Raw genomic sequence first — 13,259 nt, 5'->3', positions numbered from 1 at the left:
CGGGCCTTGACTCCCCGGTTTCGGTTCTGCTATTTTTCGAGTCGTGCCGGGAAGGGTGGGGTTGAAAAAGCTGCAGGGTTCAAAGGGACGGGCGCAGGGAAGACCGATTCGACCCCCAGGAGGAAGACAGGGGACCGTGTTCGAGGGCAGAGGAGACCAGAAGGAGAATATCCAGGCCTTCCTGAGGATTCTGGATCCCGGAGACGATGCCACGGGCGGCGGGACTGCCTCTGCGGTGGCAGGCGCCATGGCGGCGGGACTGGCCGGCATGGTGGCCCGTCTCTCCATGGGGGGCAGGGGAACCGAAGAGGAGGCCTACTACAGGGCCATAGACAGGGAGGCGAGGACGCTAGCCGCAGACCTCTTTGCCGGAGGCCGGCGGGACTCGGAGGCCTTCGAGGCGGTGCAGGCGAGCCGCAGACTTCCCGCAGGGACGGAACAAGAGAGGGGTTCCCGCAAGGCCGCGATCAGGCGTGCCCTGATCCATGCAACCCGGATACCCCTCGAAAACGGAGAGGCCTGCAGACGGGTCCTCGAGCTTTGCCGACGTCTCGAAGGGCGTTGCAACCCAAATGCTGCCTCGGACCTCGAGTGCGCCGGGCACCTTGCCCGGGCAGGCCTGCTTGGATGCCTGGCCAACGTGGAGATCAATCTCTCATCTATCAAAGACGAGCGGACTGCCGCGGCTCTGGGGGAAGCCGCCAGGGAGTTGCGGAGATACGCAACTACAACCCATTGGACCCAAGAAGGGAAAGGATGACGGCTCCGGAGTGGAGGGATGGAATGAGAGTCCTCATGTGCGTGCCCAATGTGAGCGAGGGGAGGAAGACAGAAGTCGTCGAACAGATCGTCGAGCAGGTCAGACGGTTCAAAGGGGTCAAGATCCTCGACCTCTCCTCGGATCCGGACCATAACCGATCGGTGTTGACCTACATAGGCGAACCCGGAACGGTACTCGAGGCGACCAAATCCATGGCCCAGACCGCCCTGGAATTGATCGACATGCGGCTGCACCACGGGTCTCATCCGAGGATGGGAGCCGTAGACGTGGTCCCCTTCGTCCCTGTCCGGGGAATCGAGAGGGAAGAGTCGGTTGAGATTGCGCGGCAGTTCGGGCGATTCCTCGCAGGACTCGGCGTGCCGGTTTACTATTACGAGGATGCCGCCACCCGCCCCGAGAGAAAGAGCCTGGTGGAGATCCGCAGGGGACAGTACGAGGGGCTTGCCGAGAAACTCAAAGACCCCGACTGGAAGCCGGACGAGGGGGCTGCGGTCTTCAACCCGAAATCAGGGGCCACCGTAACCGGCTCACGCTTCCCCCTGATCGCCTTCAACGTGAACCTTCACACCACGGACGTCTCTGTGGCAAAACGGATCGCCGATGCAGTGCGTTTTGCCAAGGGGGGATACCGCTTTGTCCGTGCCATGGGTCTCGTCCTCGAAGACCGGGGAATGGTCCAGGTGTCTATGAACCTGACCGACTACTCAAAGACGCCCATCCCCCGGGTTCTGGAGACCATCCGGTCAGAGGCTGCCCGTTACGGCGTGGCTGTAGCCGGGTGCGAGCTGGTCGGCCCTGTTCCTCTGGGCGCCCTGGAGGAGGTTCTCAGGCACTACCTCCAGCTCCACGATTTCTCCATGGAACAGATAATAGAGAACTCCCTCATCGAGTGACCCTCGGCCTCTTGTCCCGGGCCGATCCTCAAAAGGGCAGTTCCTCCAGGAGGGACTCGTAGTCTTCCCTGGGGATCTCACTTCTCAGATCGACCCTGCCGGTCTCCATGTTATACATGACAAAGAGATAGGCCGGTCCTCCCAGATCCAGGGTCAGGGCTATGTGGGAGAGGATCCGGGCGACCCCGCATTCGCTGAAGCCGCTGAACTCCTCGGGGTGCCTGGTGAAATAGTCGTACTCTTTCTGGTTGTACTCCCAGAGGTCGAGAGGCCAGAGGTCGACGATCTCGGAATCTTTTACCTCCCGGTCGATTCCGAGGGCCCGGTAGATCTTCGCCAGTAGGGAGTAGAACCCTGGATCGCCCGGTTCGATCTTATCGGCCGGTTCAAGACGATAGATCAGATGCGGGCTCTCCTGCCTGACAAAGAGGCAGAGAGACCGGATCCTGTCTATGGTCTTGCCAAGAGCCTCTTTCATCGATTCAAAGCCCTGCGGAAGAAAAAACCGAAAAGACCAGACCCTTCCCTCCTCCCCTCCTCACCCGGAGGTCGGGAATCCTCTGATCGACCAGAGGCGCAGGGTATATACCCCAAGTCTACTCGCTCTCAGGGCTTCCTGCAACCGCCCGGAGGAGCGTGAGACCTCTCCGCCGACCTCGAAGCCTTCACCGGGAGGGAGGGAAGGGGCAGGGGTCTTTTCCAAAGCGGGGGACTCCCCTGGGTTTGACCCATGCCTGTTGGATGTGCTACATAAGGAGAGGATCCGCAGCAACCTCCCCTTGTTCCACATGAGAGGGCCTGGTGTGGGCGATACCATACTCTCCATCAAGGACCTGAAAACCTTTTTTTACACTTACGAAGGCGTGGCCAGGGCTGTGGACGGCATCAGCTACCGGCTGAGTCCGGGAGAACCCCTGGGCATCGTGGGGGAATCGGGCTGCGGCAAGAGCGTTTCCGCCCTCTCCATACTCCGCCTCGTTCCCGATCCTCCCGGCAGGATAGTGGAGGGGGAGATCTACTTCAGAGAGGCCAATCTGCTCGAACTCCCTTACGAACACATGAGGGACATCCGGGGCAACCGGATTTCCATGATCTTTCAGGAGCCTATGACCTCTCTCAACCCGGTCTTCACCGTGGGGGACCAGATCGCCGAGGCATTCCGTCTCCACCAGAGGATCAACCGGCACGAGGCTCTCGAGAAGAGCATCGAGATGCTGAAGAAATGCGTGAGCCAGTACCCCCATGAGTTGAGCGGAGGGATGCGGCAGCGGGTGATGATCGCCATGGCCCTTGCCTGCAACCCCGAGATCCTGATTGCAGACGAACCCACAACAGCCCTGGACGTCACGATTCAGGCCCAGATCATCGATCTCATGCTCCACCTCAAGGAAGAGATGGGGATGGCGATCATCCTGATCACCCACGACCTGGGAATCATCGCCGAGACGGTCAAACGGGTGATCGTCATGTATGCCGGCAAGATCGTCGAGGAAGCCCCGACCCGGACCATCTTCAAGACCCCTCTCCATCCCTATACGCAGGGGCTGCTCCGATCGATTCCCCGGTTGGGAGACAAACTCCGGCGCGGGAGAATCCGCCTGGAGGAGATCCCAGGGGTCGTCCCTTCCCTGTACGACCTTCCTCCAGGATGCAGGTTCTCCACACGGTGCCGCCACGTCATGGAGATCTGTACAAAAGAGGAGCCTGACCTGGAAGAGACCGAGGAAGGCCATCTCTGCCGGTGCTGGCTCACTCACGAAGGAACGTAGAGACGAGGAGATGACCGAACGGCTCCTGGAGGTTGAGAACCTGAAGCAGTACTTCCCAATAAGGGGAGGGATCTTTCAGAAGACCCGTGCATACGTGCGGGCCGTGGACGGGGTGAGCTTCTTTCTGAACAGGGGCGAGAGCCTGGGCCTCGTGGGGGAGAGCGGCTGCGGCAAGTCGACCACGGCACGGGCGATCCTCAGGCTCATCGAACCCACCGAGGGAAGGATCCTCTTCGAGGGCAGGGATGTGAGAAGCCTGTCGAGGGAGGAACTCCGACACCTGCGGCGGGACATGCAGATCGTCTTCCAGGATCCCTATGCCTCCCTCGATCCCAGGAGGAGTGTGGGACAGACGATCGGGGAACCCCTCGACGTCTTCGACATCACCTCGACCAAGGCCGAAAAGACCGAGAGGATCGCCTTTCTCCTGGAAAAGGTCGGACTCCAGCCGGAGCATGCCTGGCGGTATCCCCATGAATTCAGCGGGGGCCAGCGGCAGAGAATCGGGATCGCCCGGGCCCTCGCCCTGAACCCGAAGCTCATCATCGGGGACGAACCCGTCTCGGCCCTCGATGTCTCGATCCAGGCCCAGATCATCAATCTCCTGGAAGACATCCAGGAAGAATTCGGCCTCTCCTACATCATCATAGCCCACGATCTGGCGGTCGTCGAACATATCTGCAACAGGATCGCGGTGATGTATCTGGGAACGATCGTGGAGTCTGCACAGGACACGGAGCTCTACGGAAATCCCAAACACCCCTATACCCAGGCTCTGCTTTCGGCCGTGCCCGAACCTGACCCGGACAAAAAGAAGAAAAGGATCATACTGACAGGAGACGTCCCCTCGCCGGTCTCGCCCCCGCCGGGCTGCCGCTTCCACACCCGATGTCCTGTGAGGGAAGACGTCTGCTCTGCCGAGGTGCCTGAACTGGTCGACGTGGGCGGCGAGCACTATGTGGCCTGCCACCTCATATCTCCTCCTTCCTGACCTTGCCCCCTGCACACTGAGACCCAGTGCAGAGCACCTTTGATCGGCGCTGATTGCTCACCCGCGGAGTTTGGGATCGGCGATGTCCCTGAGACCGTCGGCGATCAGGTTGAAGGAGAAAACGGTCAGGAAGATGGCGAGACCCGGAAACATGGAGAGCCAGGGCGCATTGGTGAGTTGATCGAGACCGGCGCGAATCATGGAACCCCAACTCGGTGTGGGGGGGCGGACTCCGAGGCCGATAAAACTCAAGCTTGCCTCCACTATGATCGCCGTGGCGATCCAGAGTGTGCCCATGACCAGGATGTCACCGGAGATGTTGGGAAGCACGTGGAGAAGGATTATCTTGCCGTCACTCTGCCCGACCGCCCTTGCCGCTTCAATATAGGGCATCTCCCTGAGGGAGAGGGTCGAACCCCTGGCCAGCCGGGCGATCCGAGGGGTGAGGGCCACCCCGATGGCTATGATGATCTTCAGGAGCCCCGGCCCCATGATGGCGAGGATGAGAAGCCCGAATATGACAATGGGAAAGGACATGAATATGTCGTTGAATCGGGAGACCAAAGTGTCCGCCCTCCCCCCCTTGTAGCCGGCCACGACACCGAGAGGGATGCCGAAGACCATGCTGAAGAGGACCGAAGCTATGCCGACCACCAGGGAGACCCTCGACCCCCAGAGGATCCGCGAGAACTCGTCTCTCCCGTATCCATCGGTACCGCAAAGATGGGAGCGGGAGGGAGGCGAATACTGGACCTTGACGTTTTGATCGATCGGGTCGTAGGGAGAGACCCATGGGGCCAGGAGAGCCAGACAGACTATGGTGACCGCCATGACGGCGCCCACGATGGAGGTCTTGTTTCGCTTGAAGGTATAGAGGATAAGCCCTTTCCGGGTCATTCGGGCCATGGTTGAGACTCACCCCTAGCGGTACTCGATCCGAGGATCGATCAGGCTGTAAAGGATATCGGTCAGCAGGTTGAGCAGAAAGACGGCCCCGGAGAATATGACGATCACCATCTGGAGTGTCATGTAGTCTCGGTCCTTGACGGCAAAGACCATCATCTTGCCCAGCCCGGGACGACTGTAAACGATCTCGGTGAGCACCGAGCCGCCCATGAGAATTCCCGCGTAGAGCCCGATCACGGTGGTCGTGGGGATGAGGGCGTTTCTCAGGGCGTGCTTGTAGACAACCATCTTTTCCGTCACCCCTTTCGCCCTCGCCGTCCTCACATAGTCCTCCCCGATGACGTTGAGCATGGAGGAGCGGGTCATTCTACTGATGAAAGCCGTCATGATGATCCCGAGGGTGAAGGCCGGAAGGACGAGATGATAGAGCCGGCTCCCCAAATCCCTGAGGTCGCCCCCTCCTATCACGGGAAAGATATTCAGCTTTACCGCGAAGACATACATGAGGAGGATTCCCAGATAGAACTCCGGCATGGAGATGCCGACAAGGGAGCCCACACGGCCCAGGTAGTCGGGCATCCTGTTTCTTCTCAGGGCCGTGAAGATGCCCAGGGGAACCCCCATGAGGATGCCCAGGATCATTCCTGCTGCCGTGAGATCGATGGTATAGGGCAGGGCCTGGGCTATCTCTTTTATGACCGGCCGCTGGGTTATCAGGGATTTGCCCAGGTTCCCCCTGCATAGATCGGCGAGAAACGTCACGTACTGGACCATGATCGGCTTGTCCAGACCCATCTGGTGCTCCAGGGCCCGGATCTGCTCCTCGCTGGCATAGGTTCCCAGGGCCGCCACGGCAGGTCCTCCGGGGACCGTGCGGATCAGGAAGAAGACCACCGTGACCACCGCCCACAGGGTGGGAACGATCAATAGGAATCTGCGAATCACGTACTGAAACATGCTTCTCTTCGAAAGCCCCGGGAAGGGGGGGATCCCAACCCTGGGATCTCCCCCCTCCTGGTGAGCGATTCTACTTCTCCAGGATCCGGGTGTTGAACTTGATGGTATCCACCAGGGTAAGGGTGGACTTCATCTGGTAGCCGAGGTCCACGTAATCCTTCCTGGCAAAGACGAACTTGGTTATGCAGAGGGGATAGGCCACCGCATCTTCGAGGATCTTCCTCTGGGCCTTGGCCCACAGGGCCTTCTGCTTCTCCACGTTGGTCTCCCGCCTCGCCTCTTCGATAAGATCATCGATCTTGTCGTAGTGGGAGAAGTTGGTGATTCCCCTCGGCGTCCCCACGATCGATTTTGAATGGTAAAACTGTGTGAGAATGGGATCGGCCGTGGGAAAGCGGGCACAAACGTACAGAACTATCGGATTGACGTCCTTCCGGATCTGCTGGTGATAGGCACTGTGGGTGATGACGTCCATCTGCAGATTGACACCCACCCTTCTCAGTTGGGCCTGGATCTGCTCCATGGGGCGGCGGTAATCGGACATCTCGGTGATAACCTCTTTGAGGGTGAAGCCCTTCCCGAGCCCCGCAGCCTTGAGCAGCGCCTTTGCCTTCTCAGGATTGTACCTGTAAAGGGGCACGTCCGTCGTCCCTCCCAGATAGCTGGTAGGGATGGGTGAAACCAGGGGCTCGGTCACGTCTTTTCCAAGAAATTCCATCAGTTCGTCCCGGCTTATGGCATAGGCCAGGGCCCTTCTGACCCGGATGTCGTCGAGGGGCTTCTTGGTCGTGTTGAAGTGGAGTGTCAGGGTCTCGCCCGGGCCGAACACGTCAACGATCGTCCCGGGTACCTTCTTCATCTTGTCGATCCAGGCCTGCTCCCTTTCACCTTCGCAGAGATCGATCTCACCCTTGCGGAAGGCCATCTCCCTGCTGCTGGCATCAGGCATGAACCAGAACTCGATCCTGTCGAGAAGGGGCCTGCCCCTGAAGTAGTCATCGTTCCTGACCTCGATGAGTTTCTGCTTGGGGAAATACTCCTCGAGCATGAACGGTCCCGTACCGATGGGATTGGTCTTGAACTTCTCGAGGCCCATCTCCTCGACCGCCTTCTTGGAGACGATGTACCCGCCGTGGTAGTCCGTGAGAAGCCCGAGGACCGAGGGGATCTTCTCCTTGAAGGTGAGCCGCACCGTGTACCGGTCGAGGACCTCCACCTTTTGGAGGGCGTCGAAATCCTTGGCAAAACCCGAGGAGTCCTTGTTTGCGGCCTTCTCCAGGGAGAATTTCACGTCCTCCGCAGTCATCTCGCCGTAACCCTTGTGGAATTTTACGCCCCTTCGCAGGTAGAATGTCCAGACCAGTCCATCAGGGGAGACGTTCCACCCCTCTGCCAGATCCGGCTCGATCTTCTCAGGATCGATGTCGCCCGGTTTGAATCGGACAAGGGCGTTGAACATGGGGTCGATACAGGCATAGTCAAGGGTGGTTGTTCCGTAGTGAGGATCGATCGACCTGATGTCCGAGGCCTTCAGGGCCACCCGCACCACCTGTTCCCTCGCATTTGAAGGCACCGGGCACAAAGCTCCCGCGAGAAGAAACACCAAGAAAAAAACAAGAAAGTAACGCAGTCTCATCTTCCCTTCCTCCTTTCTCCAGAGTTTATGCACCTTCCCTTCATAGCCTCTCTGAGCCCTCACCTCCTTTCACACCGACCGGGAATATAACCCCCCTCCAATGAGGATTATTATAGAACTCCTCTGTCTTGTCAAGAAAAAGGAGGACCCTGAGGGCAGTCCCCTTATGCTGCCGGGGCTTTCTTGAGTCGACTCCGGGAGCTCTCCAGCACCGAGTAGAGGGCGGGTACCACACCGAGGGTCAGAACCGTGGCCACGGCCAACCCGAAGATCACCGCCACGGCCATGGGCCCCCACCACTGGCTGCTCTCGCCGCCGACGTCCCACCGCAGCCGGGTGAAGTCGAAACTCACCCCTGTGGCCATGGGGATCAGCCCCAGGATAGTGGTTATGGCCGTCAGCATGACCGGCCTGAACCGGACCGTGCAGGCCTGAACCAGGGCCTGGGCGACACCGAGCCCCCGGTCCCGGAGCTGGCCGATGTAGTCGATAAGGACGATGGCGTTGTTCACCACCACCCCGGCCAGACTTATCACACCGATACCGGTCATGAGCACCCCGAAGGGAAGGCCCGTGACGAGGAGGCCCCAAAAGACACCGATCAGGGAGAGGAGCACGGAGGTCATGATGATCAGGGGGAGACTGATGGAGTCGAACTGGGTGATCAGGACGAGGGAGATGAGAAAGATTGCGGCCAGAAAGGCCTTACTCAGAAAAGCCTGTGCCTTCTTCTCCTCCTTCCGCTGGCCCGTGTAGGAGATCGAATAGCCCCTGGGGAGTTTCAGATCGGAGAGCCGCTGTTTGACATCGCGGAGGACCGCATCTGTAAGGCGGCCCGCCACATCGGACTGGACGGTCACGACCCTTTTCTGGTCGATCCGGTTGATGGACCCAAGGCCGCTCGATACGACGACCCTGGCAACACTGGTGAGCGGGATGGGACGGCCCCTGTCGTCGGAGATGGTGAGCCGTTCGATATCCGAGATACTGTGCCTGTCCTTGTCAGGAAGTCTCGCAATGATATCGATCTCCTCGTCCAGGACCCGGTAGACTCCTGCCTTGACACCGTTGATCGCCGCCTTCACCGTGTTGGCTATGGTTAGGGTGTCCAGGCCCAGGAGAGAGGCCTTCTCCTTGTCTATCTCGACCCGGATCTCAGGCTTTCCCAGCACATAGTCGTCCTTGAGGTCTACGATGCCGGGAACATCCTTGATCCTCTCCCGTACCTGCCTGGCAATGGCGCCCAGGGTTTTGAAATCGTCACCCGATATCTCCAGGTTGACCGGCATGCCTGTGGGCGGTCCGTGCTCTTCCTTCTTGACCGTTATCTCGGCGCCCACCATGGTGCGGAAGATCCTTCTCGCCTCCTTGATGATCTCCGAGGACTTCCTCTTTCTTTCTCCGGCATCGACAAAATCCATTGAGACCCTGCTCACATGGGTACCACCTCCAGGTTCTCCCAGCGCTCCTCCTGCCCCCACATTGGCAATCACGAACTGAATATCCCGATACGACATGAGCTGCTTTTCGATGGGTCTGACCAGCTCGTCGGAGGCCTCGAGGTTGGTCCCCTCAGGGGCCTTGACCGTCACAAAGGCCCGATTCGGTTCCACCTGGGGAAAAAACTCGACTCCCTTTCCCCACAGGGCGAAGGCGACAAAGGAAACCACGAGCATGACAAAGGCGGAAACCAGGAACAACCCCCTGTGGCCAAGAACCCATCGGAGAAACCTCTCGTAAAACCCTATGATCCACGGCCTGCCTCCGCCCAGGGTACCGCCTTCTTTTGCCTTGAGAAAGACCGCGCAGAAGGTCGGATTGACCACCAGGGCCACAAAAAGGGAGGCGGAAAGGGCTATCATGAGAGTCTTGGGCAGAAAGCTCATGAATCTCCCCATGATTCCGGGCCAGAACAGCATGGGGAAAAAGGCACACAGGGTGGTCAGGGTGGATGTGATGACCGGCCAACCCACCTCGGTGGTTCCGTTGAGGGCTGCCCGGAGGCGGCCCTCTCCCTCCTGCATGTGGCGATATATGTTCTCCACGATCACGATGCCGTTGTCAACGAGCATGCCGAGGGCGAGAATCAGGCTGAACAGAACCACCATATTGAGTGTCATACCGAGGCTCTGCAGAATACCGAAGGAGATCAGCATGGACAGGGGGATCGCCATGGCCACGAAGATGGCGCTCAGACCCCCGATGAAGACAAAAATCACCACAAGCACCAGGACAAGGCCTGAGAGTATGTTGTTCTGCAGGTCCCTCATCATGGTGCGGATATCCTTGGATTGGTCCGAGGTTACGGCCAGCTCGATCCCCCCGGGAAGCCTCCTCTGAAACTCCCTGACTATCCTCTTCACCTGGTTGGTGATACGGATGACGTTCTCGCCCGAGCGCTTCTGAACGGAGACCGTCACGCTCTCCTTCCCATTGACCCTCGAGTAGCTCGTCCTGTCCTTGAATCCGTCGATGATTCTGGCAACGTCCCGAAGGTAGATGGGTTTTCCGTTTCTGACAAGAACCACGAGGTTCTGGATCTCCGCGGGAGACTTGAAATCTCCAGGGACCCTCAGGAGATACTTGCCTTTGCCGATATCGAGGCTCCCCCCAGGCAGGTTGACGTTTCCCCTTTCCACGGTTTGAATGATTCGGCTGAAGGGGATCTTGTAGGCAGCCACCCGATCGATGTCGAATTCGACCCGGATCTCCCGCTCAAGACCGCCTATGACGGTGGCGTCGAGAACCCCCGGAATGGCCTCGATACGGTCCTCGAGATCCTCGGCGATGTTCTTGAGTCCGAGGAGGCTGGTGTTCCCGGAAACATTGAGCACAATGATGGGCCACTCGGAGAAGTTGATCTCCTTGACCTCCGGCTCGTCCGCATCGACGGGCAGCTCGGGTTTGACCTGGTCCACCTTGTCCCTGACCTTCTGGAGTGCATCGTCGATCACGACCTTGGGAAAGAACTTGATGGTGATGGTGGAGACACCCTCGGCCGAGACGGACTTGATCTCTTCCACGTCCCCGATCCCCTTGAGTTTCTTCTCCAGGGGAACGGTGACGAGGGTCTCCATGTCCGAAGGGGCGACTCCTTCATAGGAAGTCGTAATGATGATGTAAGGGATGGTGATATCCGGGGCGGCCTCCCTGGGGAGAGTCAGGTAGCTGTGGAGGCCTGCGATGGTGATGAAGAGGACGAGGACAAAGACAGTGGTCCTGTGTTTGATGGAAAGATCGGTAAGGATCATCGGACGATTCCCCGAACAGCCACCTTGTCACCGTCGCTCAGGCCCCTGTGGCCTTTGACAATCAGCCGGTCCCCGGGTGAAAGACCTTGGAGGATCTGGATCCGGCTGTTCTCGATGACGCCGAACCGGACCGTCCGTTCCCTTGCGATACCGTGGTCCTCGACAAAAACCACCTTCCTGTCTCCCCGATCGAGAACGGCAAAGAGCGGAATGGCGATGGCATTGGGAAAGGTCCGCTTCACCACGGTCACCCGGCCGATCATCCCCGGTTTGATGCGGAAGGAGGGATTGTCAAGGGCCACTTTCATGGTAAAGGTCCGTGTGACGGTATCGCCCTTGGGGGAGAGATAGATTATGTCTCCCTCAAATGCCTCTCCCCCCAGGGCGTCGAGTGTCACCCGCACCTTCTGGGAAAGTCTCACAAAGGGAACATCCATCTCAGGAACGGCTGCAACGAGCTTGACCCTGTCGACCCGGACAAGATTCATGAGGGGGTCGCCGATCTTCACGTATTCTCCTGGATCCACAGGTATGCTGTTGACCAACCCATTGATGGGGGAGCGGATGGTCCCCTTGGAAAGCCGGATTCTGGTGACCTCGAGGTTTCTCAGTGCAGAATCCCGCTCTGTCACGGCCAGGTCGAGTTGCTCCTTGGAGATGAAGCCCTTCTCGTACAACTCCCGCCGCCTTTCGACCTGATGCTTTTTCAGGAGATAGAGGGCCTCGGCTTTCCCAACCTCGGCCTTGAGGGTCTCGGTATCGATTCGGATCAGGATCTGCCCCTTCCGAACCCTGTCACCCTCTTTGGGGCCGATCCACTCGATATTGCCGGAAACCTCGGCACTGATCCTGATGTCCTCCCAGGGTTCGACGTTGCCGGGCAAGGTGATCTGGTCTCTCACCAAGGTGGGTACCACGGGAAGCACGACGACGTTGGTCACCCTTTCCGGTGGAGGCTTCTCTGCCGCTCCCCTCTCACCGCATCCAGAGAGGATTAGGAACAGAGAGAGTATGAGGGCTACGACTGCAACGAGCAAGATGCTGCGACCTTTCATCGATCCCTTCCGCGGGTTCTCCTGATCCCCTGATAGACGATCTCAACACCCTTCTGGACCACCTCTTCCGGGATCTTTGTCCCCTGGCTGAAAATCTGGTTCATAGCGTGGATGTTCACCAGACCTAGAAGAAGAAATGCCACCTCCTCTATGCTCCGCTTCTCCAACTCCCCCTTCTCAACCCCTCTGTTCACGATCTCTTTGAGGGCCGTGAGGTTGGCCTGGTAGAACCGGTCAAAATCATAGGGCGGCGCAGAGACCGGGGGATTGAACAGGACCGAGTAGATGAATCGAACCAGCCTCTGGTTCTTCTGGCAGAAATCGAGCTGGAGGCTCACCATCTCGACCAGCTGCTCCAGGACTGTCCTCTTTTTCGACATCGCTATCTCGAGGACCCCCCGGTAGGTCTCGAGGGCCTCTTCCACCAGGGTCTGGTACAGGCCCTCCTTGTTCCCGAAATAGTAGTAGAGGACGGGCTTGGTCACCTTGGCCCCCTGGACGATCTCTCTGACGGAAACCCCCTCGTACCCCTTCTCGGCAAACAGCTCCATGGCGCTCTCAAGAAGCCTCTCCCTGGCGTTCTGCTCGTCCCGAAGGACCTCTCCCGTCATCGGCACGACGACTACCTCGCCCTCTAGGTTGCTTACCTACCGGTAAGTATATAGCCTCCCCGCGCCCAAATCAAGAAAACCGGTGGGATATTTTTGCAACCCCCCGGCCGTATTTTGCCGACCGGACCACTACCGTTACCCTTCCCTCCCGCCAAGCATCAACGGTAAGGCAAGGGCCCCGAAACGATCATCCGCCCGGGGCTCCTCGATTTTCGACCGAGGATTCCTGCAAAGGGTACCCCGCCGCTTCCGCAATGTCGCTCGGGAAAAGGAGGTCCTCCAGGAGGCAGGAAGACCCGAGCAAAGGGGGCCGTTGAAATTGTAATTGGATGAAGCTATAATAACAGCGGGCAAGTGAGGGTAACGTAGAAAGAGAGAGCAGCCGCAGTTCCCAGCAGTTCCCAGTGGT

Annotated in this window: 11 protein-coding genes; 4 read left to right on the top strand and 7 right to left on the bottom strand. The window is 58.9% G+C overall.

The window, feature by feature from the left end:
* Positions 1-136 precede the first annotated feature (136 nt).
* Both JRJ26_17015 and ftcD read left to right on the top strand, forming a co-directional pair.
* The gene (locus tag JRJ26_17015) at positions 137-760 is read left to right on the top strand and encodes a cyclodeaminase/cyclohydrolase family protein (protein MBW2059190.1); all 624 of its coding nucleotides are present in this window, start codon (positions 137-139) and stop codon (positions 758-760) included.
* Between the two features lie 23 nt (positions 761-783).
* Positions 784-1,674 carry a glutamate formimidoyltransferase gene (ftcD, locus tag JRJ26_17010; protein MBW2059189.1) on the top strand — a complete coding sequence of 297 codons (891 nt, stop codon included), beginning with the start codon at positions 784-786 and terminating at the stop codon, positions 1,672-1,674.
* 28 nt (positions 1,675-1,702) lie between these two features.
* On the opposite strand, the gene JRJ26_17005 is transcribed toward ftcD, so the two are convergent.
* Positions 1,703-2,152, bottom strand: coding sequence for a hypothetical protein (locus tag JRJ26_17005; GenBank protein ID MBW2059188.1), 450 nt, complete (start codon positions 2,150-2,152; stop codon positions 1,703-1,705).
* Positions 2,153-2,462: 310 nt separating this feature from the next.
* On the opposite strand from JRJ26_17005, the gene JRJ26_17000 reads away from it, so the two are divergent.
* Both JRJ26_17000 and JRJ26_16995 read left to right on the top strand, forming a co-directional pair.
* The gene (locus JRJ26_17000) at positions 2,463-3,443 is read left to right on the top strand and encodes an ABC transporter ATP-binding protein (GenBank protein ID MBW2059187.1); all 981 of its coding nucleotides are present in this window, start codon (positions 2,463-2,465) and stop codon (positions 3,441-3,443) included.
* A gap of 10 nt (positions 3,444-3,453) precedes the next feature.
* Complete coding sequence (locus tag JRJ26_16995; GenBank protein MBW2059186.1) at positions 3,454-4,434, top strand: dipeptide ABC transporter ATP-binding protein; 981 nt, start codon at positions 3,454-3,456, stop codon at positions 4,432-4,434.
* Between the two features lie 57 nt (positions 4,435-4,491).
* Here the strand turns inward: JRJ26_16995 and JRJ26_16990 are convergent, their stop codons facing one another.
* The 6 genes from JRJ26_16990 to JRJ26_16965 all read right to left on the bottom strand — a co-directional run bounded on the left by JRJ26_16990 (position 4,492) and on the right by JRJ26_16965 (position 12,850).
* Positions 4,492-5,340 (bottom strand): ABC transporter permease, encoded by an 849-nt coding sequence (locus JRJ26_16990; protein ID MBW2059185.1) that lies wholly within the window; start codon positions 5,338-5,340, stop codon positions 4,492-4,494.
* Between the two features lie 15 nt (positions 5,341-5,355).
* Complete coding sequence (locus tag JRJ26_16985) at positions 5,356-6,297, bottom strand: ABC transporter permease (protein ID MBW2059184.1); 942 nt, start codon at positions 6,295-6,297, stop codon at positions 5,356-5,358.
* Between the two features lie 70 nt (positions 6,298-6,367).
* A complete protein-coding gene (locus JRJ26_16980; GenBank protein MBW2059183.1) occupies positions 6,368-7,933 on the bottom strand; it encodes a polyamine ABC transporter substrate-binding protein in 1,566 nt (521 codons plus the stop codon).
* A 164-nt stretch (positions 7,934-8,097) separates the two neighbouring features.
* On the bottom strand, positions 8,098-11,184 hold the full coding sequence (locus JRJ26_16975) for an efflux RND transporter permease subunit (protein MBW2059182.1): 3,087 nt from the start codon (positions 11,182-11,184) through the stop codon (positions 8,098-8,100).
* Positions 11,181-12,239: an efflux RND transporter periplasmic adaptor subunit gene (locus tag JRJ26_16970; GenBank protein MBW2059181.1), complete on the bottom strand. Its 1,059-nt coding sequence runs from the start codon at positions 12,237-12,239 to the stop codon at positions 11,181-11,183. Before JRJ26_16970 ends, JRJ26_16975 begins: the two co-directional genes overlap by 4 nt.
* Positions 12,236-12,850, bottom strand: coding sequence for a TetR/AcrR family transcriptional regulator (locus tag JRJ26_16965; GenBank protein MBW2059180.1), 615 nt, complete (start codon positions 12,848-12,850; stop codon positions 12,236-12,238). Before JRJ26_16965 ends, JRJ26_16970 begins: the two co-directional genes overlap by 4 nt.
* Positions 12,851-13,259 lie beyond the last annotated feature (409 nt).

Source organism: Deltaproteobacteria bacterium, from assembly GCA_019308905.1.
Classification (GTDB): domain Bacteria; phylum Desulfobacterota; class BSN033; order WVXP01; family WVXP01; genus JAFDHF01.
The sequence above is the reverse complement of the archived record's forward strand: the minus strand, read 5'-3'. Positions and strand labels throughout refer to the sequence as shown.

Excerpts from the sequence above, each read along its gene's own strand:
- ftcD (MBW2059189.1), top strand. The coding sequence starts at position 784 with ATGAGAGTCCTCATGTGCGTGCCCAATGTGAGCGAGGGGAGGAAGACA.
- JRJ26_17005 (MBW2059188.1), bottom strand. The coding sequence starts at position 2,152 with ATGAAAGAGGCTCTTGGCAAGACCATAGACAGGATCCGGTCTCTCTGC.
- JRJ26_17000 (MBW2059187.1), top strand. The coding sequence starts at position 2,463 with ATGAGAGGGCCTGGTGTGGGCGATACCATACTCTCCATCAAGGACCTG.
- JRJ26_16995 (MBW2059186.1), top strand. The coding sequence starts at position 3,454 with ATGACCGAACGGCTCCTGGAGGTTGAGAACCTGAAGCAGTACTTCCCA.
- JRJ26_16990 (MBW2059185.1), bottom strand. The coding sequence starts at position 5,340 with ATGGCCCGAATGACCCGGAAAGGGCTTATCCTCTATACCTTCAAGCGA.
- JRJ26_16985 (MBW2059184.1), bottom strand. The coding sequence starts at position 6,297 with ATGTTTCAGTACGTGATTCGCAGATTCCTATTGATCGTTCCCACCCTG.
- JRJ26_16980 (MBW2059183.1), bottom strand. The coding sequence starts at position 7,933 with ATGAGACTGCGTTACTTTCTTGTTTTTTTCTTGGTGTTTCTTCTCGCG.
- JRJ26_16975 (MBW2059182.1), bottom strand. The coding sequence starts at position 11,184 with ATGATCCTTACCGATCTTTCCATCAAACACAGGACCACTGTCTTTGTC.
- JRJ26_16970 (MBW2059181.1), bottom strand. The coding sequence starts at position 12,239 with ATGAAAGGTCGCAGCATCTTGCTCGTTGCAGTCGTAGCCCTCATACTC.
- JRJ26_16965 (MBW2059180.1), bottom strand. The coding sequence starts at position 12,850 with ATGACGGGAGAGGTCCTTCGGGACGAGCAGAACGCCAGGGAGAGGCTT.